This is a genomic window from Streptomyces sp. NPDC054796 (assembly GCF_053611545.1).
The window spans coordinates 58,307-83,138 of the sequence record NZ_JBSHAO010000033.1; the positions used below are offsets into that span (position 1 = coordinate 58,307).

The window sequence follows — 24,832 nt, forward strand, 5'->3', positions numbered from 1 at the left end:
GGGCCCGAGTTTTCGGGGGGCATCTGGGGCGCGGCTAATCATTATGCGGGGGGGCGGCCGCGGGGGGGGGGGGGCGGGCCTGCGGCGGGGCGGGCCGGCGGTGTCCCCCGGGGCCCCCCCCCCGGCCGGGGCGGGCGCTTCAGGCGCGGAAGGGGCCCGTGACCTCGAACGTCACGCCCGCCGACGAGCTGTTGCCCGCCCCGCGCTGGCTGGAGAAGTAGAGGCGGCGCCCGTCGGGCGAGAACGCCGGCCCGGTGATCTCCGAGCCGCTGTGCCCCGTGACGCGCAGGAACGGGGCGACGACGCCCTGCGGGGTGATCACGCAGATCTCCATGTTGCCGCCGTCCTCCGCGACGTAGAGGTCGCCGGACGCGGTGCCGGTCACGTTGTCGACGCCCGTCAGCGGCGCCTGGCCGCCCGTCACCAGGCTGTCGTCGTAGGCCAGCTCGATGGTGTCGGCGGCGCAGTCGAGCTGCCAGACGCGGTTGTCGCCCTTGGTCGTGAACCAGCAGGTGCCGTTCGCGTAGTAGCAGCCCTCGCCGCCGTCGAAGTGCTTGGCCGCCGCGACCTGCGCCCGCGTACGGGTGCCGAAGACGCCCGGCGACGGGTTCGGCACCGCGGCCCAGCCGACGGGGCCCGACGTGCCGCTGCCCATGGTCAGCACCTCCAGCGTGCCCGCCGACAGGTCGCCCCACGTGGCCGGTCGGAAGCGGTAGAGGCAGCCGTCGCTCTCGTCCTCGGTGAGATAGACGACGCGGCGGTCGGGATCGGCGGCAGCGGCCTCGTGCTTGAAGCGGCCCATCGCGCTCCTGCGCACGGCGGCCTCGGCGCCCCACGGGTCGGTCTCGTAGACGTAGCCGCGGTCGATCTCCTCGCAGGAGAGCCAGGTGTTCCACGGGGTCCGGCCGCCCGCGCAGTTCACGCTCGTGTTGCTGAGCACGCGGTACGCGCCCGTCACCGCGCCAGAGGACGAGAAACGCACGGCGCTCGCGCCGCCGGTGAGGGCGACCTCGGAGTTGGAGACGTAGATCCAGCCGCCGCCGCTGTCGGCGAAGCAGGCGCCGCCGTCGGGCGCCGGGTGCCAGGTGTACGAGGTGCCGGAGACCACCTGGCCCGATCGCGCGATCACCCTGCTCGTGAAGGACTGCGGCAACTGGACGCCGTTCGCGTCTGCGGGGCCGAGTGCCCCGTACGGGCCCGTGCCCGGCTGCGCCGGGTCGGCGTGCGCGGCGCCGCGCCACAGCGTGCCGCCGAAGACGGCGGCCGAGCCGGTGAGCACGGCCGCGCGCAGGAAGGTACGACGCCGGAAGTCACGGCGTTCCACGGTCACTCCACGTTCCACGGTCACTCCACTCGGGTCTGCGGTGCTGCGGTGCCCGGCGGCGTTGCGTCCGCCGGGGAGAGCGGTGGTGCGTGCGGTGCGTGTGCCTTGGTGCCTTGCGGGTGCGGGTGCGGGTGCGGGTGCGGCCCGTACCGCCCGTGCTGCCGGTACCGCCGGTACGGGACGGTCCGGTCCGGGCGGGGTGGAACCTAGCGCTCGGGCGTGACCGGCGCCACAACTCCCCGTGAACCGGAGGCGCGGCCGGGCGGCGGGGAAGGCCCGGGAACGCCGGATGCCCGGCGTCCCTGGAGGGGACACCGGGCATCGGTGTGGCTTCGCCTGCCGCTGTCCGGAGGGCGCGTGTGGCCCGCGCCCTCCGGACCGTCGCGGGCGTAGGGGAGGGAACGCCTCAGACGGAGAGACCGTGCGACTGGAGGTAGCTCACGGGGTCGATGTCGGAGCCGTAGTCGGGACCGGTGCGGACCTCGAAGTGCAGGTGCGGGCCGGTGCTGTTGCCGGTCGAGCCGGAGACGGCGATCTGCTCGCCGGCGTCGACCTGCTGGCCGGGCTGGACGGAGGAGGAGGTCAGGTGGCCGTACTGGGTGTACTTGCCGTCGTCGTTCTTGATGACGACCTCGTTGCCGTAGGCGCCGCCCCAGTCCGCCGAGACGACGGTGCCGGAGGTGACCGACTTCACCGGGGTGCCGGAGGAGGCGGAGAAGTCGACGCCGGTGTGGCTGCCGCTGGACCAGGAGCCGCCGGACGCCTTGTACGGGGTGCTGGTGCCCGCGTCGACCGGCTTGACGTAGTCGCTGGAAGCGGACTGGCCGTCGTCGGAGCCGGAGGTCTCGGCGGTCTTGGAGGCGCCGCCCTGCGGCTGCGTCTTCACCTCGTCGCCGGAACCGGAGCCGGAGGCGGAACCGGAGAGGGTCAGCTTCTGGCCCGGAATGATGACGTTCGGGTCGCCGCCGACGGTCTGGCGGTTGGCCTCGTACAGCTTCTTCCAGCCGCCCTCGACGCCCTCGGACTTGGCGATCTTGGCGAGGGTGTCGCCGCTCGCGACGGTGTACGAGCCCGAGCCGCCCTGGGGCTTGCTCTGCTGCTCGGTCTGCTGCGGCTGCGCGGACTTCGTCGCGGAGTCGTCGGAACCGGAGTCGGGGTTCACGTCGGGGGAGCCGCTGTTCTGGCTCAGCCCGGCCTTGGGGCCGCAGTTGGGCCAGGCGCCCGGACCCTGCTTGGCGAGCACCTTCTCGGCGATGGCTATCTGCTGGTCCTTGGTGGCCTTGTCGGCGGTCGGCGCGTACTGCGAACCGCCGTAGGCGTCCCAGGTGCTCTTGTCGAACTGGACGCCGCCGTAATAGCCGTTTCCGGTGTTGATGGACCAGTCGCCGCCCGACTCGCACTGGGCGACCTTGTCCCAGGTGCTGACGTCGGCGGCGTGCGCGTTCGCGGCGCCCATCAGCGGAAGGGCGATACCCGCGCCACCTGCGGCGAGAGCGAGCGAGACGCGGGAAATGCGCCGCGCGTTACGGCCATTGGACTGTCGGTTAACGCTTTCGCGTGCAAACACAGAAGTGTTCCTCTCCTACGCCTGCGAGGTGAGCTGTCGGATTCGGGCTGGAGTTGCCCGGCCACCTGTGCACATGCCCGTGGCATGTGCGCGAGGGGGCTTCACCCCAAGCCGGTCGCGTTTCCGCGACGCGGCACTTACCTGTGGTTCCCCCGCTCCTGCCGCCCTTGGGTCGGGTGATTTCCGCTGACCGGGCGGCAGGATTCGGCGTCCCGGTCACGGGCCACCGCATGGGACGTGCGATGGCGGATGCACCGTAAACAGATGGAATTCGCGGGGACAACTAAAGCCAGGGAAGGAGAGCCATGTGGGGACCCGCGCATTTCTCGTACGGAGTGTCGAATAAGTCCGTAAGAGAACGCTGTGCGCAGGGCATTCGAAACACGCGTGCCGCGTCCGCGTCAAAACCGGAACCCTTTCGATCTTGCCTTCCTGTGTCGCTCCTCACGCACCTCCTGTGGAACGCGTCACGTCATTTCCGGCTCGCGCGGGGGCACTCGGCGCGATGCCGGGCGTGTGCGGAATACCCCCTGGGGTACCCGTGTTACGGTCGATGATGGATACCCCGGGGGGTACATGAACGAGTCGGTCCGGGAGACCGGAGCGAACGGAGAGCGGAGAGGAGAGGGTCGGCCGTGTTCTTCGTCGACACCATCGGGACCGAGGGCCTGGGCAACCGCGGCTATCTGGCGGGCGGCGCGGCGGAGGCCGTCGTCGTGGACCCGCCCCGCGACATCGACCGCGTGCTCGCGGCGGCGGCACGCAGAGGCGTGCGCGTCGGTCTCGTCGCGGAGACCCATGTGCACAACGACTACATCAGCGGCGGCCTGGAACTGGCCCGCGTCACCGGCGCCCGCTATCTCGTCCCCGCCGAGGCGCACGTCGCCTTCGCCCGCGTGCCCGTGCGCGACGGCGACACCGCGACGGTCGACGCCGGCGCGGGCCTGACACTGCGGGCCCTCGCCACCCCGGGCCACACCCCGCACCACACCTCCTACGCGCTGGAGGAGAACGGCCGCGCCGTGCTGGCCTTCACCGGCGGCTCCCTGCTCATCGGTTCCACGGGCCGCCCCGACCTGGTCGAACCCCGGCTGACCGAGCCGCTCGCCCGCGCCCAGCACGCCTCGGCGCACCGGCTGGCCGACGAACTGGCCGACGATGTGCGCGTCCTGCCCACCCACGGCTTCGGCAGCTTCTGCTCCTCCGGCGGCTCCGGCACGAGCTCCGGGGGCTCCGGGGGCTCCGACGGCTCGGCCGACTCCACGACGATCGGCGAGGAACGCGCGCACAACGACGCGCTCACCCGCGACGTGGACGACTTTGTCAAGGACGTGCTCGCCGGGCTGGAGGACGTGCCCGCCTACTACACGCACATGGCCCCGGCCAACGCCTCGGGCCCGGCGCCCCTGGACCTCACCCCGCCCCGCACCGCCGACGCGCACGACCTCGCGCGGCGCCTGGCCGAGGGCGAGTGGGTGGTGGACCTGCGCTCACGGGTGGCGTTCTCCGAGGGGCACCTCGCGGGCGCGTTCAACTTCGAGGGCGACGGCAAGCTCGCCACGTATCTCGCCTGGCTGATCCCCTGGGGCAAGCCCGTCACCCTGCTCGCCGAGACCCCCGGGCAGATCGCGGCGGCGCAGCGCGAGCTGGCCCGCGTCGGCATCGACCGCCCGGCAGCGGCGGCGACCGGAGGCCCGTCCTCCTGGCTGCGTGCGGGTGAGCGCCCGCACTCCTTCCCGCGCGCCGACTTCGCCGACCTGGCTGCGGCCAGGGAACGGGACGGCGGCGAGGGGACCGTGGTGCTCGACGTGCGCCGCGCGTCCGAGCGCGCGAAGGGCCACGTCGAGGGCTCGGTCCACCTCCCCGTCCACGAGGTGCACGGCCGCGCCGACGAGGTGCCGCCCGGCGTGGTGTGGGTGCACTGCGCGAGCGGGATGCGCGCCGCCGTCGCCGCCTCGATGCTGGCCGCCATGGGCCGCGACGTGGTCGCCGTCGACGACGCCTTCCGGGCCGAGGACTGGGTGCGGGGCGACGGTTCGGGCGACGGTTCGAGTGACGGGGCTACGGGTGCGGGTGCGTAGGGGCGGCCGTAGCCCGGGGCCGGGGTGCGGGGCCGGTCCCGGTCCCGGTCCCGGCTCCGCCGCTGGTCGCGGGTCCGCGCCCGGTCAGGCCAGGGAGAGGAAGAGCTTCTCCAGACGGGCCCGCATCTGCTCGCGGTCGGCCGCCTGGACGGCGCCGTCCTCGCCATCGGCACCCGGCTCCGCGAGACAGCGCTGGAGGCCGGTGGCGATGATCGCGAAACCGGCCTTGTCCAGCGCGCGCGAGACGGCCGCGAGCTGTGTGATCACGTCCTCGCAGTCCCTGCCCTCCTCGATCATCCGGATGATCCCGGCGATCTGACCCTGTGCCCTGCGCAGCCGGTTGAGGACCGTCTTCAGGTCGTCGGCCGCCAGTTCAAGATCCACGGCTTCTCCTCACGTATACCCTCTGGGGTATAGCGTACCCCCGGCGGAGCCGGTGCCACCGAACACGAAGGACCCTCCTGTGACCACCCCTCCCTCCTCCACCTCCACCGCCGTGTCCTCCGCCGCCCTGGCTCCCGGGCAGGCGCGCCCGCGCCTGGACGAGTTCACCGTCGTCGACGTACGCGCTCCCGGCGAGTACGCCTCCGGACACCTGCCCGGCGCCCACAACGTCCCCCTCGACCGGCTCGACCGCGCCCTGCCCGCGCTGCGGCACGCGGCCGGGCGGCGCCCCCTGCTCATGGTCTGCGCCTCCGGGGCGCGCTCGGCCAAGGCCGTCGGCGCCCTGGCCGACGGCGGGATAGCCGCCTCCCGGCTGGCCACCCTCACTGGCGGCACCAGCGCCTGGACCGCCGAGGGCCACGAGGTGGACAGGCCGGAGGCGGGCCGCGCGACCTGGGCCATGGAACGCCAGGTGCGGCTGGCGGCGGGCTCCCTCGTGCTGCTGGGCCTGCTCGTCGACCTCGTGCTGCCGGGCGCGCGCTGGCTCTCCGCCGCGATCGGGGCCGGGCTGGTCTTCTCCGCGCTCACCGACACCTGCGGCATGGCCGCGCTGCTCGGCAGGCTCCCGCACAACAGGCGCGGCGGACGCGCAGCGGACCTCGACGCGACCCTGGCCCGGCTGACCGCCGACTGACTCCCGACCGGGCCCGGCCCGTAGCCGATGCCGGGCGGAGTTCTCCGGCGGGGTTCTCCAGCGGAGTTCTCCGTCGGGGTTCTTCGAAGGGGCTCTCAGGCGAGGCTCTCAGGCGGAGCCGTGCCGCTCCGTGCCGGGGGCGCCGGGGCCGTGTGCCGGGGCCGGGGGGCGGCCCTCGCGGTGGTAGCGGCGCTCGGGGCGGCCCGTGGTGCCGTAGCGGAGGGTGACGCGGGCGCTGCCCGTCGCCACGAAGTGCTCCAGATAGCGGCGCGCGCTCACCCGCGACAGCCCGCTGCGCTCGGCGCACTCGGAGGCCGAGACGCCCTCGCCCTCCACGCCCGCGTCGAGCGCGTCCCTGACGAGCGCCGCCGTCTGCTCCGTGAGCCCCTTCGGCAGCGAGGCGGGCGTCCGCCCGCCGCCGTGGCCCTGGGTCGCGCCCGCGCCCAGCGCGCCGCCAGCACCGCCGGCGCCGCCGAAGAGGCGGTCCACGTCGTCCTGGCCCGGAGCCGCCAGGGCCGCCAGCTCCTTGCGGCGCTCCGCGTACTGCCGCAGCCGCTCCTGGAGCAACTGCCCCTCGAAGGGCTTGATGATGTACTGCACGGCTCCGCCGCGCTGCGCGCCCCGTACCGTTCCCGCGTCCCGCGCGGCCGTGACGACCAGCACGTCGGGACCGCCCTCGGGGGCCCCGCCGCCGCGCAGCTCGCGCAGGACCTCCAGGCCGGGGATGTCCGGGAGGTAGATGTCGAGCAGCACCAGATCGGGGGCCAGCTCGCGCACGGCCGTCAGCGCCTCGGCGCCGCTGTGGGCCACGCCCGCGACGGCGAAGCCGGGCTCGCGCTCGACCAGGGTGCTGTGCAGCCGGGCGACCATGAAGTCGTCGTCGACGACAAGGACGCGGATCACTGGCCTCTCCTTCCCCGGTGGCCGCCGGTGGCCCCGTCGGCCCAGCGGCCCTGGTGAGCGGGGCCGTCCAGGGCCTTTCAGGCCACGGTAGCGCACGCCCGCAAGGCCCCCCGGGGCCCGTCCACCGGGCCGTACGGGCCCCGCGCCCGTGCGGCGGCGCAACGATCCGGCCACCGCGTCGGCCGTCGCGCCGATCACCGCGTCGGCCACCGTGGTCCCAGAAACGCTCCCGCACGCCGCACCCGCGTCACAGCGCCCCGTAGGTGACCCCCGTGAGCTGCTCCGACGCGGCCCACAGCCGCTCGGCCGCCACGTCGTTACGGGTCCACGGCGCGCGCCACGACGGGCCGGGCCCGCCCCGCAGCCCGAGGAAGCGCGGGCCCGTGAAGGAGTCGCCCCGCACCTCGGGGGAGGTCGCCGCGTACAGCGTCGGGGACGCGCCCTGCTCGGCCGAGGTGGCCACCAGCACGCCACCGGCCCGCATGAACAGCTCCGTGGCCCGCCGCCCGGCCAGACGCGGGCCCTTGGTCTGAAGCTCCGTCGACGCGTAGCCCGGGTGCGCGGCGGCGGCGATCAGGGGCACGCCCTTGCGGTCGGCGCGACGGGCCAGCTCGTGCACGAACAGCAGATTCGCGGACTTCGAGGCCGCGTAGGCGAGCCAGCGCCGGTAGCGACGCTCGCTGTTCAGGTCCGCTATGTCGATGTTGGCCAGCGCGTGCATCGCGCTCGAAACGGAGATCACGCGCGGGCCAGGCGCGGCCAGCAGCCGCTCCAGCAGCAGCCCCGTCAGCGCGAAGTGGCCCAGGTGGTTCACGCCGAACTGGGTCTCGAAGCCGTCCGCCGTGCGCGCGTACGGCACGGCCATCAGACCGGCGTTGTTGACGAGCAGATCGACGCGCGCGCAGGGCAGCGACTCGGTGAAGGCCCGCACCGAGGAGAGATCGGCGAGGTCCAGCTCTCTGAACTCGGCAGCCGCCTCCGGCACCTCCATCTGGAGCCGGCCCCGCGCCTCCTGGCCCCGTCGCACATCGCGGCAGGCCATCACCACCCGAGCGCCGCGCCGGGCCAACTCCCGTGCTGTCACATATCCCAGCCCGCTGTTGGCACCGGTCACGACGACGGTGCGGCCCTTCTGATCCGGAATGCTGCGCGCCGTCCAGCCCATGCGGGTCAGGGTAGGCGCAGCGACTGCACGGGGGGAGGCCGCCGACGCGGCGGGTTCCCCCGGGTCACACCCAGGGGTTTCCGAGGGTCACCCCTGGTCCGTGCCGCCCGGTGCCGGGGCCGCGCCGTCCAGCTCGTCGAACACCCGCTGCGCGATGCCGAAGGCCGAGTTCGCTGCGGGCACACCGCAGTAGACGGCGCTCTGGAGGAGGACATCGCCGATCTGCTCGCGCGTCAGGCCGTTGGTGAGGGCCGCGCGCACGTGCATGGCCAGCTCCGCGTGGTGCCCGTGCGCGATCAGCGCCGTCAGCGTGACGCAGCTCCGTTGCTTGCGGTCGAGCGCTTCGCCGGTCCAGATCTCGCCCCAGGCGTAGCGGGTGATGAAATCCTGGAAGCGCGCGGTGAAAGGCGTCGTCCCGGCGACGGCGCGGTCCACATGCGCGTCCCCCAGCACCGCGCGGCGCACCGCCATCCCGGCGTGGTGGCGCGCGCTGTCGTCGCCGTAGCCGCCCAGGTGGGTGAGCAGCGCGTCCGTCACGGCCTCGGGGCGCTCGGTGTTGGCCAGGTGCGCGGCGCCGGGGATCTCGGTCAGGGCCGCGCCGGGCACGCCGTCGGCGATCTCGCGCGCGTGCGACGGTGGGGTCGCCGGGTCCTCACGGCCCGCGACGGCCAGGGTCGGCGCGAGGACGTCGCCGAGGCGGTCGCGCAGGTCGAAGGCGGCGAGCGCGTCGCAGCAGGCGGCGTAGCCCTCCGGGTCCGCCGCGCGCAGGTCCTCGACGAGCGCCGCGCCGCGCGGGGTCGTCTCGAAGCCCGGCGCGAACCAGATGCCGGGGCGGGTGTCCACCATGGCCTCGGTGCCCTTGGCCCGTACGGTGGCGGCGCGCTCGCGCCACGTCTCCGGTTCGCCGAACCTGGCCGACGAGCAGACCAGGGTCAGTGAGGCGACGCGGTCCGGGTGGTGCGTGGCGAGGTGGAGACCGACCGCGCCGCCGAGCGAGATGCCCGCGTACGCGAACGTGTCCCAGCCCTGGGCGTCCGCCAGCCGCAGCACGGCGGCCGCCAGGTGGGCGACGGTGGCGGAGCCGTCGGAAGGCAGCAGCGCGGAGGGGGACGAGCCGTGGCCCGGCAGGTCCCAGCGCAGCACGCGGTGGGCGCGGGTCAGGGCGGGGAGCTGGGGGTCCCAGACGGCGAGCGACGTGCCGAGGGAGGGGCCGAGGATGAGGGGGGCGCCGTCTGGGGGGCCGTCCAGCCGGTGGTGGGGGAGGAGGGGCGGCGCCGGGTCCGGGGTCTTCGCTGGGGTGGGCATGGTGACGATTCTTCTCCGGGGGCGGGTCCCCTTCGCGGGGTGCGGAAGGAAACGGGGGGTTCTGGTTGTCAGGGGGTGTTGCGCGGGACGGTCGGCCGGTGTGGTGGGCACTGTAGGGTCCCGCGCTGATTTCTGCGCCGCGGCACGTGGTGGGGGGCGCTGTGTGGGGCGGTGCGTTGTGTTCCGGGTGCGGCTGTGTGGCTTCGGCGCGGCGTGTGGTTGCGGTGCGGTGTGGCTGGCGCCGCGTGGTTCTTGGTTTCGGCCGGTGGTCGTGTGGGGTTGGTGTGTGGTGGGGGTCGGTGCCGCGCCGGGGTGTCTCCTCGGGCGGCGACAAGTGCGGGTCGGCTTTTCGGCTGCCTGTACATACTCGTCGCCACCACTTGCGGGGACACCCCACCACGTCCCCTCCCACCCGGTGACCAACCTCCGGCCCGCTCCCACTGTTGTGGGCAAGCGTTCCGCATGGCGAGGGGGCACCTCCCAGCGGTAGCTGGGGGAGGGTGGGCACAACCCACCCACCGGCCCGCAGCCGCGCAACGAAACCCCTGGTTAAGGGAGCAGGCGCTTCGGGGTGCGGGCCAGGGCGCGGTCGGTGAGGGTGGGGGCTGAGCCGGTGTAGTGGGTGGGGTCCGTGAGGTCGCGGAGGCGTTCCTTCGAGAGGAGGCGGCGCAGTTCCGGTTCCTCTTCCTCCAGGGCCTCGTCCAGGGCGATCCCCTCGTCCACCGCCTTGCGTGACGCGTCGGCCAGCAGCCGCTTGGCCCGCGCACGCCCCAGCAGCGGCCCGAGCGCGGCGGCGATGCGCTCGCTGACGATGAGCCCGTCGGTGAGCGCGAGGTGCTCGTGCATCCGGTACGGGAAGACCCGTAGGCCCTCCGCGAGTTCGGCCGCGTCGCGGCACGCGCCACCGGTCAGCCGCAGCAGCTCCCGCAGGGGCTGCCACTCGGCGTGCCAGGCGCCGCCGGGCCGCTCGTCCTCGGCGACGAGGGAGTGGAGGAGGGTGGCGGCCAGCGCCGGTGCCTGCCGGGCCGCGGCGGAGATGAGGGTGGCGCGCACGGGGTTGCTCTTGTGCGGCATCGCGGACGAGCCGCCGCCGCTGCCCTCGGCGACCTCGCCCAGCTCCGTGCGCGAGAGGACCAGCACGTCGGCGGCCAGCTTCCCGAGCGCGCCGCAGGCGAACGCGAGCGCCGAGCCCAGGTCGGCGACGGGCGTGCGCAGGGTGTGCCAGGGCAGGGCGGGTTCGGTGAGGTCCAGTTCGCGTGCGTACGCGGCGAGCAGGCGCAGTCCGGTGTCGTCGGCGCCGTCCCCCGTGAGGGCCGCCGCCTCCGCCTGTGCGTCGAAGGCGGCCAGCGTGCCCGCCGCGCCGCCGAGTTGGGCGGGCAGCGTGGCCCGTACGGAGGAGAGCCGGTCGTGCGCGTCCAGCACGAGGCTGCGCCAGCCCGCGGCCTTGAGCCCGAAGGTGGTCGGGACGGCGTGCTGGGTCAGTGTCCTGCCGGGGAGCGGCGTGTCGCGGTGTTCGACGGCCAGCGCGCGCAGCGCCTCGGCCGTACGGGTCAGCTCTGGCAGCACCCCGTCCAGGGCGCGTGCCGACATCAGGATCAGGGCCGAGTCGAGGATGTCCTGGCTGGTGGCGCCCCGGTGGACGTACGGGCCGCCCTCGGTGCCCGCCGCCTCGGTGAGGTCGGCGACGAGTGGGATCACCGGGTTGCCGCCCGCGCGGGCGCGCAGTGCCAGGTCGCGGGCGTCGAAGCGGTCGGCGCGTGCCGCCGAGGTGACCGCTTCGGCGGCGGCCTCGGGCGCCAGGCCCAGCGTCGCCTGGGCGCGGGTCAGCGCGGCCTCGGCGTCGAGCATGGCCTGGAGGAACGCGCGGTCGCCCGTTGCGGCCTCGGCGGCCGAGCCGGTCCTTACGGGCGAGAGCAGCCCTGTGTCGGAGCCTGGAGCCGGGCCCTCGCCCGGGTCAGTGGAAGTCAAGGAAGACCGTCTCCTTCTCCCCTTGCAGCCGGATGTCGAAGCGGTACGAGCCGTGGGGCCCGGCCGCGGCCACCAGCGTCTCGCGGCGGGCCGGTTCCAGCGAGGCGAGGAGTGGATCGGCGGCGTGCGCCTCGGCGTGTTCGGGGAAGTACAGCCGCGTGAACAGGTGGTGGAGCAGTCCCCGCGCGAAGACGCACACGCTGATGTACGGCGCGTGCCCCGGGCGCGCGCCCGGGACGAGCGTGCGTGCGGCCCACTGCCCGTCGGCGTCGGTGGCGATACGGCCGAAGCCGGTGAAGTCCACTCCGTTGCGGCCGAGGTAGCCGCCGTCGACGGGGTCCCTGCGCAGTGAGCCGGGCGCGCCGGTCAGCCTGCCCGAGGGATCGGCCTGCCACAGCTCGACGAGCGCGTCGGGCACGGGCTCCCCCGCGCCGTCGTAGACGTGGCCGTGCACGGTGACGGTGCCGGGGCGGCCGGGGGGCGCGAGGTCGCCGCCGTCGGGGAAGGGCAGCGCGTACCCGTAGAAGGGGCCGACCGTGTGGGAGGGGGTGGGGCCGGGCGCGGAGGCGGGCGTGGCGGGGGTGTCTGCGGCGGTCATCAGCGGCCTTCCTCGATCCAGGTGGCGGACGGGCCGTCCAGCACGATGTCCCAGCGGTAGCCCAGCGACCACTCGGGCCGCGACAGGCCGTGGTCGTAGGCGGCGACGAGCCGCTGACGTGCCGACTCGTCGGTGACGGACTGGAGGATGGGGTCGTACGCGAACAGCGGGTCGTTCGGGAAGTACATCTGTGTCACCAGGCGCTGGGTGAACGCCGTGCCGAACAGCGAGAAGTGGATGTGCGCCGGGCGCCAGGCGTTGTCGTGGTTGCGCCACGGGTAGGCGCCGGGCTTGATGGTGGTGAAGCTGTAGCCGCCGTCGTCGCCGGTCAGTGTCCGTCCGACGCCGGTGAAGTTCGGGTCAAGGGGCGCCGGGTGCTGGTCGCGGTGGTGGGCGTAGCGGCCCGACGCGTTGGCCTGCCACACCTCGATGAGCTGGCCGCGCACGGGCCGCCCGCCGCTGTCCAGGAGCCGCCCCGAGACGGTGATCCGCTCGCCCAGCGGCTCGCCCTGGTGCTGGCGGGTGAGGTCGTGGTCGATGGCGGTGACGTCGGTGGGGCCGAAGACGGGGGTGTGCAGCTCGACGGTCTCGGGGTCGCCCGCGACGCCGACGAGCGGCTGCTTGGGATGGCGCAGCGTGCTGCTGCGGTAGGGCGCGTAGTCGCGGGGCGGGTGGTCGGCCGCGGGTGCGCCCGCCGCGCGGGATTTCTCATACGCCTCGCGCAGGCCGGCGACCTCGCGGTCGATGTCGTGCTGAGTGAGTGCCATGACTCCTCCTGAACTGCCGTGGTCAGTGAAGAAGCGTGGGGGTGGGGGCGGAGGACCGGTCGCCTGTCCGTGCGTGTCGTGCGTCGGCCCCGTGCGGTCGGGCCGCGGGATCTCTGCGGTCGCCCCGCGGTGGGGAGGCCCGCGCGGGAGCCTTCCCCCGCGCGTCGGCGGACGCCCCCGGTTGCGTGGCCTCCGTGACCTCGGTGGCCTCTATGGCCTTCGAGGTCTCCGTGGCCGGGCCCGGCGCCGGGCGCCGCCGCACGCCGGGTGTCACCGTTCGAGGACGAGCGCCAGTCCCTGGCCGACGCCGATGCACAGGGAGGCGACGCCCACGCCCGTGCCCTTGGCGGCGAGCTGGTGCGCTACGGCGCCGGTGAGCCGGGCGCCGGAGGCGCCGAGCGGGTGGCCGATGGCGAGGGCGCCGCCGCGCGGGTTGACGAGCGCGGGGTCCAGCTCGGGGAGTTCCGCGAGGCAGCCCAGCGCCTGCGCCGCGAACGCCTCGTTCAGCTCCACCGTGTCCAGCTCGCCGAAGCCCCTGCCCGCCTTCGCCAGCGCCCGCGTGATCGCCTCGACGGGGCCGAGCCCGAACATGCGCGGCTCCAGCGCGGTCACCGCGCTGGCCCGCACCCGCGCCAGCGGCTCGCGGCCCGTGGCGCGCAGGCCCTCCTCGCCGACGAGCAGCAGCGCGGCGGCCCCGTCGTTGAGCGGCGAGGAGTTGGCCGCGGTGACGGTGCCCGAGCCCGCGTCGCGGAAAACGGGCTTCAGCTTGGCCAGGGACTCCGGGGTGCCGCCCTCGCGGATCGTCTCGTCGCGCGGGAGGTCCACGCCGTCGACGGGCACGACCTCGGGCCCGTACAGGCCCTCTCGCCATGCCCGCGCCGCCTTCTCGTGGCTGGCGAGCGCGAAGGCGTCCTGGTGCTCGCGGGTGATGCCGTGCTCGTCGGCGATCAGCTCGGCACCCTCGCCCAGCGAGACCGTCCACTCGGGGCGCATGCGCGTGTTGACCATGCGCCAGCCCAGGGTGGTGGAGTGCAGTTGCGGTGCGGCGGCCGGGAAGGCGCGCTCCGGCTTCGGCTGCACCCAGGGCGCGCGGCTCATGGACTCGACCCCGCCGGCGACGGCCACCTCCGCGTCGCCGAGCGCGATGGCCCGTGCCGCCTGGACGACGGCCTCCATGCCGGAGGCGCACAGCCGGTTGACCGTCGCGCCGGGCACGGAGACGGGGAGGCCCGCGAGGAGGACGGCCATGCGGGCGACGTTGCGGTTCTCCTCGCCCGCGCCGTTGGCGTTGCCGAGGAAGACGTCGTCGATGCGGGCCGGGTCGAGGTCCGGGGTGCGGTCGACGAGGGCGCGCAGCACGTGGGCCGCGAGGTCGTCGGGGCGCGAGGCTGAGAGGGCGCCGCCGTACTTGCCGACCGGGGTGCGGACGGCGTCGACGATGTAGACGTCGCGAGGCGCGCCGTTCACCGGGAGCCTCCTGAGGCGTCGGCGTCGGCGTCACCGGGCACGGCGACCGGTGCGCCGGTCTTCGCCACGACCTCGTCGGACGTCACGCCCGGCGCCGTCTCGACCAGCACGAGGCCCTCGTCCGTCACGTCGAGGACCGCGAGGTCGGTGATGATCCGGTCGACGCAGCCCTTGCCCGTGAGGGGCAGCGTGCACTCGTCGACGATCTTCGGGGTGCCGTCCTTCGCGGTGTGCTGCGTCAGCGCGACGACGCGGCGGGCGCCGTGCACCAGGTCCATCGCACCGCCGATGCCCTTGATCATCTTGCCGGGGATGGCCCAGTTGGCGAGGTCACCACGGGCCGAGACCTGCATGGCGCCGAGCACGGCGGCGTCGATGTGGCCGCCGCGGATCATGCCGAAGGAGAGCGCGGAGTCGAAGAAGGAGGCGCCGGGCAGCACGGTGACCGTCTCCTTGCCCGCGTTGATCAGGTCCGGGTCCACCTCGTCGTCCGCCGGGTACGGGCCGACGCCGAGGATGCCGTTCTCCGACTCCAGCACGACGTGCACACCGTCGGGCAGGTGGTTGGGGATCAGCGTCGGCAGTCCGATGCCCAGGTTCACATACGAGCCGTCCGGCAGTTCCAGCGCCGCCCGCGCGGCCATCTCGTCCCTGGTCCACGCCATCAGTCCCGCTCCGTCCCTCGCGCCGATACATGAGCCGGTTGTCCTTGTGCCGTAGGCGCGGAGACCGTGCGCCGCTCGATCTGCTTGTCCGCCGCCTGCTCCGGGGTGAGCGCGAGCACGTGCTGGACGAAGATGCCCGGCAGATGGACCTCGTCCGGGTCCAGCGCGCCCGGCTCGACCAGCTCCTCGACCTCGGCGACGGTGACCCGTCCGGCCATCGCGGCGAGCGGGTTGAAGTTGCGGCTGGACTTGTTGAAGACGAGGTTCCCGTGCCGGTCGCCCTTCGCCGCGCGCACGAGGGCGACGTCGGTGCGGATGCCGCGCTCCAGCACGTACTCGGCACCGTCGAACTCGCGCACCTCCTTGGGCGGGGAGGCCAGCGCGACGGTGCCGTCGGGGGCGTAGCGCCAGGGCAGGCCGCCCTCGGCGACCTGGGTGCCGACCCCTGCGGGGGTGTAGAAGGCGGGGATGCCGCAGCCGCCCGCGCGCAGCCGCTCCGCCAGCGTGCCCTGGGGGATCAGCTCGACCTCCAGCTCGCCGGACAGGTACTGGCGCGCGAACTCCTTGTTCTCCCCGACGTAGCTGCCGGTGACGCGCGCGATGCGCCCGGCGGACAGCAGGACGGCGAGGCCCGACTCCATGGCGCCGCAGTTGTTGGAGACGACGCCGAGCCCGCTCACGCCGGAGTCGTAGACGGCCTGGATGAGCACGTTCGGTACGCCGCTGAGGCCGAAGCCGCCGACGGCGAGCGACGCGCCGTCGCTGACGCTGGCCACTGCCTCGGCGGCGGTGGCGACCACCTTGTCCATCGCTGCGCGCACTTCCCTTCAGGGCGCCTCCGCGGCACCAACTGCTCAGTGTGCTGATTAAATCTTCGACGTTGCGAAACGCTGCCACCGCCCGGTCAGCACGTCAATACTTCCGCAGTAGCGGGTTTTCGCTCGACACTCCTTCCCTTTCCGGGGGAGAATCAGTCAGCACGCCAATCAAGTGGGCGGGTCTGTTTCCATACGCCGCCGACGCGCCGCCGGAACGCCGTCAGCAGGTTGCCAGTACGCCGAAAGTACGCGAGGAGAGCCCATGGCCGCGGTCGATCTGAGCACGCACCCGGGCCATCTGGCCAGGCGTCTCCAGCAGGCGCACAGCCTGCTGTGGGGGGCCATGGTCTCCGAGGAGACCACATCGCCGCAGTTCGCCGTGCTCAACGCGCTGGAGGAGAAGCCGGACATCGACCAGCGCACGCTGAGCGAGCATGTGCACCTGGACCGCTCCACCATCGCCGATCTGGTCGCCAGACTGTGCAGACGCGAGCTGGTCGAGCGGGTGCGGGATCCGCTCGACGGGCGGCGCAACGTGCTGAAGCTGACGGCCGAGGGCAGACGCGTCCACAAGAAGCTGGTCACCCGCACCGCCCGGATGAACCGGGTCTTCCTCGCCCCGCTCGAAGCGGAAGAGCAGGAGCAGTTGCTGCGGCTCATCGCGCGGGTGGCGGGCGCGGCGGAGGATCTGCGGGTGTAGGGGCGGGGGCGTCGCGGCCCTGGCGTCGACGACGGGGCCCGTCGTCACCCCTCCGTCGTCACCCTTCCGTCGGCAGGCCGCCGAGGCCGTCGGCGGCGACGGTGCGGGCGGCGGCGGTCAGCGCCCGTACGAAGTGCGGCAGCCGCTCCTTCGTGAAGCGCGGCGAGGGCCCGCCGAACGACAGCGCCGCGACGACCTTGCCGCCGGCGGCGCGCACGGGGACGGCCACCGCCGACAGGCCCTCCTCGTGCTCGCCGTGGCTGACCGCGTAGCCGTGCCTGCGCGCTTCGGCGATCCAGCGGCGCAGGGTGTCCACGTGCGCGACGCCGTGCGGGGAGTGGCGGGCGATCCGGTCGAGCAGTGCGTCGTCGGCGGACGTCAGCAGCACCTTGGAGGGGCCGCCGGCCCACAGCGGCAGCTCGTCGCCGACCCGTACGACATGGCGCAGCGCCTGCGGGCCCTCCTCCTGGGCGACGCAGATGCGGTGCAGATCGCGGCGTACGTAGAGGTGCACCGTCTCCCGCTGCTCGGCGGCGAGTTCCCGCAGCGTGCGCCGTACGGGCGCGGGCAGCCGCCAGCCCTCCTCGGCCATGCGGGCCCAGCGCAGGAAGGCCGGGCCCGCGATGTAGCGGCCGTGCTCGTCGAGCCAGAGCAGGCCGTTGACGCGGAGCGTCTGGAGCAGGCGCAGCACCGTGGTCTTGGGCAGTCCACTGCCGCTGACGATCTCCTTCAGGGAGAGCGCGGGGCGCTGGTCGCTGAAGAGCCCGAGCACGTCGATGGCCCGCTGCACGGTCCGCATCCCCCCGGCCGCCTCGCTGCTCACTGCCCGCTCCCGCCTCTCGCCGTGGTTCCGTCGTGCGCACTGTGCCCTGGACCGCTCACCGGTCCGGGGGGCGCCCTGAACTGCGGACAGTATGGGGTGCGGTCCGGTGCGCGGACCAGAACGCATAGGGGGCGTCGGGACGCGAGGCTGGTCCGCTGGCCGGACCAGCCGAACCATTTGACGGTCCACGCCACTAGGGTGACGCCATGACCGTGACTCCGGAAATCCCCGCTGCCACGTCCGGCGACTGGTGGGTCACCGCCGGCCGGTCGCTCGACCACGTCCAGGACCGCGACGCGGGTGCCCGCACCGCGCCCGACCTGTTGGGTACGCTCTCGGAGCTGGGCGAACTGCGCCGGGCCGCCGACACCGCTCTGGGTGCCGCCGTACGGGCGCTGCTCGCGGCGGGCCGCGACTGGGCGGAGATCGCCTCCGCGCTCGGATACGGGAGCGAGGAGGAGGCCCGCCTCGCCACAGCCCTCGCCATGGACGAGGCCCGCCTCGCCCTCGACCGACGAATCGGACACCACTGACGATGACTGCGACGCACGGCACCCCGCGCATCCTGCTGCTGCACGGCCCCAACCTGAACCTGCTCGGCGAGCGCGACCCCGCCCAGTACGGCAGCACCACGCTCCGCGAGATCGAGGAGCGGACGGCGGCGCTGGCCGGGGAACTGGGCGCCGAGGTGCACTGCGCGCAGTCCAACAGCGAGGGCGAGCTGGTCGGCCTCATCCACGAGGCGCGGCACGCCGACAGCGGCATCGTCTTCAACCCGGGCGCCTACGCCCACTACAGCTACGCACTGCGCGACGCCATCGACGCCGTGGCGGGCCTCGGCGTCCCCTGCATCGAGATCCACATCTCCAACGTCCACGCCCGCGAACCCTTCCGCCACACCTCGGTGACGGCACCGGTCTGCCAGGGCCTCGTCGCGGGCCACGGCGTCTTCGGCTACGAACTGGCACTGCGCGCGGTCCTGAACCGGATCGCGGAGGCGGGTGACCGGTAGCCGGTGCTGATGGCTCCTCGGTTGCTGTAGCGGATCGGTTGCTGTAGCGGACGGCGACCGGCGGGGTCACTCGCAGTTCATGATGACGCTGGCGCGGAAGATGTGGCCGAAGTTCGGGTCATCGAAGATCTCGAATATCTCAGGCGCACCCGCGAGTTCGCACTGGAACCGGCCATTGCCGCTCGCCGAGTTCTGGGCGTCGTCGATCGCGCCTTGGACCGCCGTCTCGGCGGTCGGGCCACGTCCGGCGCCGCAGTACTGCGCCGTGCTCGCCATCGCGGGCACGGTGACGGACAGCAGCGCTGCCGCCGTACCTGCCACGAAGAGCGCACCCCGGGTCATCCGTCCAGATGGTCGCTGCATCATCGATCCCTGCCCCTCGCCGCTCGGTTTCGGCTGACGTCTCAACCAGGCATACGGACGGGGAGGCGCAGGCGTTCAGGCAACAGCACAACTGAGTGGCGGGGCCGCACGGATCCCCACGCACCAGTCCGAACCGTCACTCCACCGTCCGTGCCGCGAAAGCGGGAACCGTCACCGTGTCGTCGTCCAGGCAGTGGCCCGTGCGGAGGTCGAAGCGCTGCTTCAGCAGGGGGGAGGCGACGAAGGGGGTGCCGTTCGCCGTGCCGAGGAGGCCGCGGGAGAGGACGCAGGCGCCGGTGAAGGGGTCGCGGTTGCCGATGACGTAGGGGGTGCCCGTGCGGTCGAGGAAGACGGCGACCTGTGCGCCGTCGGGCAGCAGTGCGGCGGCGCCGCGGCCAGGGGTGAGGCGGTCCAGGTCGCAGACGGTGAACCAGCCGCCGGGGAGCCGTACTTCGACGCGTGCGGAGGTGCGCCGGACGGTGGCGGTGCTGAGGGCCGGAGCCGGTGCGGGGGCGGTGGTGGTCATCGCGAGGGGGTTCCTTCCAGGGCGAGGTCGAGGTCCGTCGTGCGGACGGGGATGTCGGGCCCCGACAGCAGCGTCAGGTCGGGCTTGATCTGCTCGCGCTCGGGCACGAACCCGACGGTGGGGTCGGGCGCGCCCGGCGCGTTCACGAAGGAGACGAAGCGGGCGAGCTTCTCGGGGTCGTCGAGTGCCGAGGCCCACTCGTCCTTGTAGTGCGCCACGTGGTCGGCCATCAGGGCCTCCAGTTCGTCGCACAGACCGAGGGAGTCGTGCACGACGACGTCCCGCACGTGGTCGAGGCCGCCCTCGATCCGCTCCAGCCAGGTGGAGGTGCGCTCCAGGCGGTCCGCGGTGCGGATGTAGAACATCAGGAACCGGTCGATCAGCCGGACCAGTTCGGCGTCCGAGAGGTCCTGTGCGAGGAGGTCGGCGTGGCGGGGCGTCGCGCCGCCGTTGCCGCCGACGTACAGGTTCCAGCCGTTCGACGTCGCGATGATCCCGAAGTCCTTGCCCATCGCCTCGGCGCACTCGCGGGCGCACCCCGAGACGGCCGACTTCAGCTTGTGCGGCGAGCGCAGCCCCCGGTAGCGCAGTTCCAGGTCGATGGCCATGCGGACGCTGTCCTGCACGCCGTAGCGGCACCAGGTCTGCCCGACGCAGGACTTGACGGTGCGCAGCGCCTTTCCGTACGCGTGCCCCGACTCGAAGCCCGCGTCCACCAGCCGCCCCCAGATCGCGGGGAGCTGGTCCACCCGGGCGCCGAACAGGTCGATGCGCTGGCCGCCGGTGATCTTCGTGTAGAGGCCGAAGTCCCTGGCGACCTCGCCGATGACGATCAGCTTCTCCGGGGTGATCTCGCCGCCGGGCACGCGGGGGACGACGGAGTAGGAGCCGTTGCGCTGGAGGTTGGCCAGGAAGTGGTCGTTGGTGTCCTGGAGCGCGGCCTGTTCACCGGCCAGCACGTGCCCGTCGGCGCCGATGCTGGGCGCGAGGGAGGCGATGATCGAGGCGACGGCGGGCTTGCAGATCTCGCAGCCGTCGGTGTTCCTGGCGCCCTCGCGGCCGTGCGAGTCGAGCAGTTCGGCGAAGCTGGTGAGGCGCAGGGTGCGCACGATCTCGTACAGCTCGGCCCTGGTGTGCGCGAAGCAGCCGCACAGGCCCTTGTCGACGGTGACGCCGTTCGCCTCCAGCTCCGCGTCCACGAGCTGCCCGAGCACCTTGACGCAGCTTCCGCAGCCCGTGCCCGCCCTGGTGCACTTCTTGACGGCGGGTACGTCCGTGCACTGGTGCTCGGTGACGGCGGCGCGGATGGTGCCCTTGTCGACGTTGTGGCAGCTACAGATGACGGCCTCGTCCGGCAGCGCGGAGGGCCCCAGCGCGGCGGGCGCGCCCGCCCCGGCGGGCAGCACCAGCGACTCGGGGGAGACGGGCGGCACGGACCCGGTGAGCGGGCGCAGCATGCCGTACGCGTCGGCGTCCCCGACGAGGACGCCGCCGAGCAGCACCCCGTCCCCGTCGACGACGAGCTTCTTGTAGACGCCTGCGCGGGAGTCGGAGTAGACGACGTCGAGGCAGCCCTCGGCCGCGCCGAGCGCGTCGCCGAAGGAGGCCACGTCCACGCCGAGGAGCTTCAGCTTCGTGGAGGTGTCGGCCCCGGTGAAGGCCGCGCCGTCCGGCTCCCCGTCCCCGGCCGTCGCGGCGATCGTCCCGGCCGCCGTCTCGGCCATCTCGTAGCCGGGCGCGACGAGCCCGTAGACCATGCCGTCGACGGCCTTGGCGCACTCGCCGATCGCGTACACGTGCGGGTCGCTGGTGCGGCAGTGCTCGTCCACGACGACGCCGCCGCGCTCGCCCACGTCCAGGCCGCACTCGCGGGCCAACTGGTCGCGGGGGCGCACACCGGCCGAGAAGACGACGAGGCCCGTGTCGATGGCGGAGCCGTCCGAAAGGGTCATGGAGGCGACGGCGCCGGAGTCGTCGGCGGTGATCTCCTTGCCGCCGACGCCCGTGTGCACGACGAGGCCCATGTCCTCGATCTTGCGGCGCAGGGCCGCGCCGCCGCCCTCGTCCACCTGGAGGGCCATCAGGCGCGGGTTGAACTCGACGATGTGGGTCTCCAGACCCAGCCCCTTCAGCGCCCCCGCCGCCTCCAGGCCGAGCAGCCCGCCGCCGACGACGACACCCGTGCGCACCTTGGACGCGTACTCCTCGATGGCGAGCAGGTCCTCGATGGTGCGGTAGACGAAGCAGCCCGCGCTGTCCTTGCCGGGGACCGGGGGGACGAAGGGGTACGAGCCCGTGGCGAGGACGAGCGTGTCGTAGGCGAAGGTGTGCCCGGCACGCGAGGTGACCGTGCGCGCCTCGCGGTCGACGGCGACGGCAGGGTCGCCCACGTGCATCTCGATGCCGTACTTGTCCATGAACCCGTCGTCGACGAGCGAGAGGTCCTCGGGCGTGGACCCCGAGAAGTACGAGGTCAGCCGGACGCGGTCGTAGGCGGGACGCGGCTCCTCGCAGAGCACCACCACCCGCGCGCCCTCGGTCGCGCCGCGCGCGGCCAGGCCCTCCAGGAAGCGCTGCCCGACCATCCCGTGGCCGACCAGCACGATCGTCCGCTCGTTGTCGTGCGCGGCGCGCGGCGCGTGCGAGGTCTGCGCGGGTGTCTCCGTGGACATCTCAGGAGCCTCCATCATTCGTCAGCAGGTGGAGCAGCGGAGCGGAGGGCAGCGGCTCGTCGCCCTCCCAGGTACGGGCGAGCGCGCCGACGGTGCCGAGATCGCCGAGGAGGATGCCGCCGACGAGCCGGTCACCGCGGACGACGACCTTGCGGTACCTGCCGCGGGTCGCGTCCGCGAGCCGTACGACGTCGTCGTCGGGCAGCGGGTCGGTCTCGCCGAACGCGGCGAGGTCCAGGGGCAGCCCCTGCGGGTCCCCGGCGAGCGTGAGCCGGGTCAGGGCGCGGGTGCCGCGGTATCGGGGGGCGACGGCTGCGGGTGCGGTTTCTGTCGCGTTCGCCGTGAGGACGCGGGCGAGGGTGTCGGCCTGCTCCTGGGCCGCGCCCGCGAGGCCGTAGAGCACGCCGTCGTGCTCCGCGCAGTCGCCGATGGCGTGGATGCGGGGGTCGCTGGTGCGGAGCTGGTCGTCGACGACGATGCCGCGTCCGGCGCCGCTGCCGAGGGCGAGCCCGGCGGCCTGCGCCAGCCCCGTGCGGGGGCGGACCCCGCAGGCGAGGACGACGAGATCGGCGGCCAGCTCGTAGCCGTCGGCCAGAGTCACCGCGCGCACGGCGCGGGTGGCGCGGCCCTGGCCGCCACCGGGAGGCGTCGCGGACCGGGTGAGCAGGCCGCGCGCCCGGCACTCCGTGTGGACCTCGACGCCCAACCGCCCGAGGTGGTCGCGCAGCAGTTCAGAGGCGCCCGGGTCGAGCTGGCGCTCCATGAGGTGTTCGCCCTGGTGGGTCAGGACGACCTGGGCGCCGCGCCGGGCGAGCGCCCGTGCGGCGGAGACGCCGAGCAGCCCGCCGCCGACGACGACGGCCCGCACGCCGGGGCGCAGCTCGCGCTCCAGCGCGAGGCAGTCGTCCATGGTGCGGAACGCGCGGACGCCCTCGGGAAGCCCGTCCCCCGGGGCGCTGGTCCGGGTGCCCGTTCGGGCGCTGGTCCGGGCGCGACGGGCCCCGGCCCCTGTTGGCTCCTCGGGACCTTCCTGCGCGGCGGTCCGTCCGAGGGCCTGGCCGATCGTCCGCTCGGGCCCGAACAGGCCGCGCAGCGGCGGCAGCACGGGGTTGGACCCGGTGGCCAGGACGAGCGCGTCGTACGGGAGGGCCGCGCCGTCGTCGCAGACGACGAGCCGCTCCGCGCGGTCGACGCGCACGGCCCGCACCCCGCTGAGCCAGCGGGTGCGCGGGGGCGGCGCCGGGAGGGCGACGACCTCGGCGGGGTAGCGCCCGGCGAGCACCTCGGCGAGCAGCACCCGGTTGTAGGCGGCGTGCGTCTCCTCGCCGACGACGGTGAGGTCCACGTCGTCCGCTGCGGCGAGCTGCTGGGTGAGCCGGGCACCGGCCATGCCGCCGCCGACCACCACCACACGCTGTGTCGAGGTCATGGAACGAGCGTGCGGTCCCGCTGTTACCCGTCCGCATCACCACCGTTTCCCGGAGGCAACGCTGCCCTCAGCGGTCCGGGGCACCCGCTGTGAGCCGTCGCGCGGGCCCGGGGACGGCGCCCCACCAGGCCCCGGCGCCCAGTGATCAGGGCTCAGTGACTAGGGCCCGGCGCCCGGCGCCCAGGGCCCAGTGCTCAAGGCTCAGCGCCCAGCGCTCAGTGCTCGGCCTCGCTCCCGATGTAGAGCCCCGCGACCGCGGACCCCGCCAGCTCGGACCCGGTCAAGCGCCGCAGCCGGGCCCGCGCGAGGCCCGCACGGTAGACGTTGCCGGAGGAGGGGCCGTGGAAGACGTCCGAGAGCCACTGGGTGAACTCGTGGTACTGCCACACGCGCCGCAGGCACGCGGCCGAGTAGCCCGCGAGGCCGCTGTCGTCCCCTCGCGCGTAGTGGCCGGTCAGCGCGTCGGCCAGCAGGATCGCGTGGTGCAGGGCCAGGTTCATGCCCTTGGCACCGATCGGGGCCAGGAGCTGCGCGGCGTCGCCCGCGAGGTAGAGGCGCCCGTACGACATGGGCTCGACGACGTAGTTGTGCATGCTCAGCACGCGCCGCTCGATCAGCTCGCCCTCGATGAGCGGCGCCGCGTCCTTCGCGTCGAGCCGCAGCCGCAGCTCGCTCCAGACGCGCTCGTGCGACCAGTTGTCCGGGCTGTCGTCCGGCGGGCACTCCAGGTAGTAGCGGGTGACGTCCGGGGTGCGGGCCATGTGCGCGGCGAACCCGCCCGGGTGCAGCCCGAAGGTGACGCGCTCGCAGGACTGCGGCGCCTGCGCGAGCAGCGCCAGCCAGCCGACGCCCAGGTCGTGGCGCGCGACGGTGATCCGGTCCTCGGGTATCGCCGCGCGGCTGACACCGCGAGCCCCGTCGCAGCCCGCGACGAAGTCGCACGCGACGCGGTGGCGCAGGCCCGTCGCGGGGTCGGTGTAGGAGACGGAGGGGTGCGGCGAGTCGACGGCGTGGAGGCGGACGTCGGTGACGTCGAAGCGGACGTCACCGGGCGGGGTACCGGGCGCGTCGGGGGTGCCGAGGGCGCCCGTACCGGGCGCCTCCTCCGGGCCGCCCGCCGCGCCCGCGTACGCGCGCAGCAGGTCCGTGACCAGCAGCGGCTGCGGATACGCGAAGTGCCGTTGCCCGGACAGCGCGGCGTAGCGGAACAGGTGCCGGATCCCGTCCATCCGGAACTCGCAGTCCTCGTGCGTCCCGGCCCGCTCCAGCAGGCGGTCCGCGAGCCCGCGCCGCTCCAGCGCGCGCACCGCCCACTCCTCGACGAAGCCCGCGCGGGGCCGCCGCTCGATGAACGCGCGGCTCTCCGCCTCCAGCAGCACGCACGGGACGCCCGCCGTGCGCAGCAGATTGGCGACGGTGAGCCCGGCGGGGCCCGCGCCGAGGACGACCACGGAGGTCCGCTCTTCAACCGTGCGTGGGTGTGCGGGGGCGGCGTCCTCGCCGGGGGAGTGCTGCGTCATCCCGGAAGTATGCACAGGCGTTCGGCCACGCGCGTCCCGGGTGTCCCGAGTGCCGGAGCTTGTTGCCCAACCGTTCTTGCG

23 protein-coding genes and 1 riboswitch are annotated in these 24,832 nt (G+C 73.8%); of the genes, 5 read left to right on the forward strand and 18 right to left on the reverse strand.

From position 1 onward, the window contains the following. Positions 1 to 139: 139 nt before the first annotated feature. Positions 140 to 1,342: an alkaline phosphatase PhoX gene (locus ACWGJ2_RS25375; RefSeq protein WP_453348519.1), complete on the reverse strand. Its 1,203-nt coding sequence runs from the start codon at positions 1,340 to 1,342 to the stop codon at positions 140 to 142. Positions 1,343 to 1,730: 388 nt separating this feature from the next. Then, complete coding sequence (locus tag ACWGJ2_RS25380; protein ID WP_453348520.1) at positions 1,731 to 2,780, reverse strand: transglycosylase family protein; 1,050 nt, start codon at positions 2,778 to 2,780, stop codon at positions 1,731 to 1,733. A 114-nt stretch (positions 2,781 to 2,894) separates the two neighbouring features. After that, positions 2,895 to 3,080: riboswitch (cyclic di-AMP (ydaO/yuaA leader) on the reverse strand. A 446-nt stretch (positions 3,081 to 3,526) separates the two neighbouring features. Between ACWGJ2_RS25380 and ACWGJ2_RS25385 the strand changes: the two genes are divergently transcribed. Beyond that, positions 3,527 to 4,972 (forward strand): MBL fold metallo-hydrolase, encoded by a 1,446-nt coding sequence (locus ACWGJ2_RS25385; RefSeq protein WP_453348521.1) that lies wholly within the window; start codon positions 3,527 to 3,529, stop codon positions 4,970 to 4,972. An 84-nt stretch (positions 4,973 to 5,056) separates the two neighbouring features. Here the strand turns inward: ACWGJ2_RS25385 and ACWGJ2_RS25390 are convergent, their stop codons facing one another. Beyond that, the gene (locus tag ACWGJ2_RS25390; RefSeq protein ID WP_453348522.1) at positions 5,057 to 5,356 is read right to left on the reverse strand and encodes a metal-sensitive transcriptional regulator; all 300 of its coding nucleotides are present in this window, start codon (positions 5,354 to 5,356) and stop codon (positions 5,057 to 5,059) included. A 79-nt stretch (positions 5,357 to 5,435) separates the two neighbouring features. Here ACWGJ2_RS25390 and ACWGJ2_RS25395 point away from each other — a divergent pair, with 79 nt between their 5' ends. After that, complete coding sequence (locus tag ACWGJ2_RS25395; RefSeq protein WP_453348523.1) at positions 5,436 to 6,050, forward strand: rhodanese-like domain-containing protein; 615 nt, start codon at positions 5,436 to 5,438, stop codon at positions 6,048 to 6,050. A gap of 108 nt (positions 6,051 to 6,158) precedes the next feature. Here the strand turns inward: ACWGJ2_RS25395 and ACWGJ2_RS25400 are convergent, their stop codons facing one another. The 9 genes from ACWGJ2_RS25400 to ACWGJ2_RS25440 form a co-directional block, all read right to left on the reverse strand. Then, a complete protein-coding gene (locus ACWGJ2_RS25400) occupies positions 6,159 to 6,953 on the reverse strand; it encodes a response regulator (RefSeq protein ID WP_453348524.1) in 795 nt (264 codons plus the stop codon). 247 nt (positions 6,954 to 7,200) lie between these two features. After that, the gene (locus tag ACWGJ2_RS25405; RefSeq protein ID WP_453348525.1) at positions 7,201 to 8,118 is read right to left on the reverse strand and encodes an oxidoreductase; all 918 of its coding nucleotides are present in this window, start codon (positions 8,116 to 8,118) and stop codon (positions 7,201 to 7,203) included. Positions 8,119 to 8,205: 87 nt separating this feature from the next. Then, positions 8,206 to 9,423: a bifunctional 3-oxoadipate enol-lactonase/4-carboxymuconolactone decarboxylase PcaDC gene (pcaDC, locus tag ACWGJ2_RS25410; RefSeq protein ID WP_453348526.1), complete on the reverse strand. Its 1,218-nt coding sequence runs from the start codon at positions 9,421 to 9,423 to the stop codon at positions 8,206 to 8,208. A 549-nt stretch (positions 9,424 to 9,972) separates the two neighbouring features. Beyond that, positions 9,973 to 11,391, reverse strand: coding sequence for a 3-carboxy-cis,cis-muconate cycloisomerase (gene pcaB, locus ACWGJ2_RS25415; RefSeq protein WP_453348527.1), 1,419 nt, complete (start codon positions 11,389 to 11,391; stop codon positions 9,973 to 9,975). Next, a complete protein-coding gene (gene pcaG, locus ACWGJ2_RS25420) occupies positions 11,378 to 11,989 on the reverse strand; it encodes a protocatechuate 3,4-dioxygenase subunit alpha (protein WP_453348528.1) in 612 nt (203 codons plus the stop codon). Before pcaG ends, pcaB begins: the two co-directional genes overlap by 14 nt. After that, positions 11,989 to 12,756 carry a protocatechuate 3,4-dioxygenase subunit beta gene (gene pcaH, locus ACWGJ2_RS25425; RefSeq protein WP_453348529.1) on the reverse strand — a complete coding sequence of 256 codons (768 nt, stop codon included), beginning with the start codon at positions 12,754 to 12,756 and terminating at the stop codon, positions 11,989 to 11,991. Before pcaH ends, pcaG begins: the two co-directional genes overlap by 1 nt. Before the next feature lie 270 nt (positions 12,757 to 13,026). Then, on the reverse strand, positions 13,027 to 14,223 hold the full coding sequence (locus ACWGJ2_RS25430) for a thiolase family protein (RefSeq protein WP_453348530.1): 1,197 nt from the start codon (positions 14,221 to 14,223) through the stop codon (positions 13,027 to 13,029). Further along, on the reverse strand, positions 14,220 to 14,888 hold the full coding sequence (locus ACWGJ2_RS25435) for a CoA transferase subunit B (protein ID WP_453348531.1): 669 nt from the start codon (positions 14,886 to 14,888) through the stop codon (positions 14,220 to 14,222). Before ACWGJ2_RS25435 ends, ACWGJ2_RS25430 begins: the two co-directional genes overlap by 4 nt. After that, positions 14,888 to 15,697, reverse strand: a complete 810-nt coding sequence (locus ACWGJ2_RS25440) for a CoA transferase subunit A (protein WP_453348532.1) — start codon at positions 15,695 to 15,697, stop codon at positions 14,888 to 14,890. The genes ACWGJ2_RS25435 and ACWGJ2_RS25440 overlap by 1 nt, the downstream gene beginning before the upstream one ends. Before the next feature lie 271 nt (positions 15,698 to 15,968). On the opposite strand from ACWGJ2_RS25440, the gene ACWGJ2_RS25445 reads away from it, so the two are divergent. Further along, the gene (locus ACWGJ2_RS25445) at positions 15,969 to 16,406 is read left to right on the forward strand and encodes a MarR family winged helix-turn-helix transcriptional regulator (protein ID WP_453348533.1); all 438 of its coding nucleotides are present in this window, start codon (positions 15,969 to 15,971) and stop codon (positions 16,404 to 16,406) included. Positions 16,407 to 16,464: 58 nt separating this feature from the next. On the opposite strand, the gene ACWGJ2_RS25450 is transcribed toward ACWGJ2_RS25445, so the two are convergent. Beyond that, entirely contained in the window at positions 16,465 to 17,229 is a 765-nt protein-coding gene (locus ACWGJ2_RS25450) for an IclR family transcriptional regulator (RefSeq protein ID WP_453348534.1), read from the reverse strand. 206 nt (positions 17,230 to 17,435) lie between these two features. Between ACWGJ2_RS25450 and ACWGJ2_RS25455 the strand changes: the two genes are divergently transcribed. Then, on the forward strand, positions 17,436 to 17,762 hold the full coding sequence (locus ACWGJ2_RS25455) for a hypothetical protein (protein ID WP_453348535.1): 327 nt from the start codon (positions 17,436 to 17,438) through the stop codon (positions 17,760 to 17,762). 2 nt (positions 17,763 to 17,764) lie between these two features. Next, positions 17,765 to 18,241, forward strand: a complete 477-nt coding sequence (aroQ, locus tag ACWGJ2_RS25460) for a type II 3-dehydroquinate dehydratase (protein WP_453348536.1) — start codon at positions 17,765 to 17,767, stop codon at positions 18,239 to 18,241. 66 nt (positions 18,242 to 18,307) lie between these two features. Here aroQ and ACWGJ2_RS25465 read toward each other — a convergent pair whose 3' ends face one another. The 5 genes from ACWGJ2_RS25465 to ACWGJ2_RS25485 form a co-directional block, all read right to left on the reverse strand. Next, on the reverse strand, positions 18,308 to 18,583 hold the full coding sequence (locus tag ACWGJ2_RS25465) for a hypothetical protein (protein WP_453348537.1): 276 nt from the start codon (positions 18,581 to 18,583) through the stop codon (positions 18,308 to 18,310). Between the two features lie 157 nt (positions 18,584 to 18,740). Then, positions 18,741 to 19,130, reverse strand: coding sequence for a nitrite reductase small subunit NirD (nirD, locus tag ACWGJ2_RS25470; protein WP_453348538.1), 390 nt, complete (start codon positions 19,128 to 19,130; stop codon positions 18,741 to 18,743). Further along, a complete protein-coding gene (gene nirB / locus ACWGJ2_RS25475) occupies positions 19,127 to 21,802 on the reverse strand; it encodes a nitrite reductase large subunit NirB (RefSeq protein WP_453348539.1) in 2,676 nt (891 codons plus the stop codon). The genes nirD and nirB overlap by 4 nt, the downstream gene beginning before the upstream one ends. 1 nt (position 21,803) lies before the next feature. After that, positions 21,804 to 23,231, reverse strand: coding sequence for an NAD(P)/FAD-dependent oxidoreductase (locus ACWGJ2_RS25480; RefSeq protein ID WP_453348540.1), 1,428 nt, complete (start codon positions 23,229 to 23,231; stop codon positions 21,804 to 21,806). Positions 23,232 to 23,446: 215 nt separating this feature from the next. Then, positions 23,447 to 24,751 carry an FAD-dependent monooxygenase gene (locus tag ACWGJ2_RS25485; protein WP_453348541.1) on the reverse strand — a complete coding sequence of 435 codons (1,305 nt, stop codon included), beginning with the start codon at positions 24,749 to 24,751 and terminating at the stop codon, positions 23,447 to 23,449. Positions 24,752 to 24,832 lie beyond the last annotated feature (81 nt).

Excerpts from the sequence above, each read along its gene's own strand:
- nirB (WP_453348539.1), bottom strand. The coding sequence starts at position 21,802 with ATGTCCACGGAGACACCCGCGCAGACCTCGCACGCGCCGCGCGCCGCG.
- aroQ (WP_453348536.1), top strand. The coding sequence starts at position 17,765 with ATGACTGCGACGCACGGCACCCCGCGCATCCTGCTGCTGCACGGCCCC.
- ACWGJ2_RS25480 (WP_453348540.1), bottom strand. The coding sequence starts at position 23,231 with ATGACCTCGACACAGCGTGTGGTGGTGGTCGGCGGCGGCATGGCCGGT.
- pcaG (WP_453348528.1), bottom strand. The coding sequence starts at position 11,989 with ATGACCGCCGCAGACACCCCCGCCACGCCCGCCTCCGCGCCCGGCCCC.
- ACWGJ2_RS25445 (WP_453348533.1), top strand. The coding sequence starts at position 15,969 with ATGGCCGCGGTCGATCTGAGCACGCACCCGGGCCATCTGGCCAGGCGT.
- nirD (WP_453348538.1), bottom strand. The coding sequence starts at position 19,130 with ATGACCACCACCGCCCCCGCACCGGCTCCGGCCCTCAGCACCGCCACC.
- ACWGJ2_RS25380 (WP_453348520.1), bottom strand. The coding sequence starts at position 2,780 with ATGGGCGCCGCGAACGCGCACGCCGCCGACGTCAGCACCTGGGACAAG.
- ACWGJ2_RS25405 (WP_453348525.1), bottom strand. The coding sequence starts at position 8,118 with ATGGGCTGGACGGCGCGCAGCATTCCGGATCAGAAGGGCCGCACCGTC.
- pcaDC (WP_453348526.1), bottom strand. The coding sequence starts at position 9,423 with ATGCCCACCCCAGCGAAGACCCCGGACCCGGCGCCGCCCCTCCTCCCC.
- pcaH (WP_453348529.1), bottom strand. The coding sequence starts at position 12,756 with ATGGCACTCACTCAGCACGACATCGACCGCGAGGTCGCCGGCCTGCGC.
- ACWGJ2_RS25435 (WP_453348531.1), bottom strand. The coding sequence starts at position 14,888 with ATGGCGTGGACCAGGGACGAGATGGCCGCGCGGGCGGCGCTGGAACTG.
- ACWGJ2_RS25485 (WP_453348541.1), bottom strand. The coding sequence starts at position 24,751 with ATGACGCAGCACTCCCCCGGCGAGGACGCCGCCCCCGCACACCCACGC.
- ACWGJ2_RS25440 (WP_453348532.1), bottom strand. The coding sequence starts at position 15,697 with ATGGACAAGGTGGTCGCCACCGCCGCCGAGGCAGTGGCCAGCGTCAGC.
- ACWGJ2_RS25455 (WP_453348535.1), top strand. The coding sequence starts at position 17,436 with ATGACCGTGACTCCGGAAATCCCCGCTGCCACGTCCGGCGACTGGTGG.
- ACWGJ2_RS25465 (WP_453348537.1), bottom strand. The coding sequence starts at position 18,583 with ATGACCCGGGGTGCGCTCTTCGTGGCAGGTACGGCGGCAGCGCTGCTG.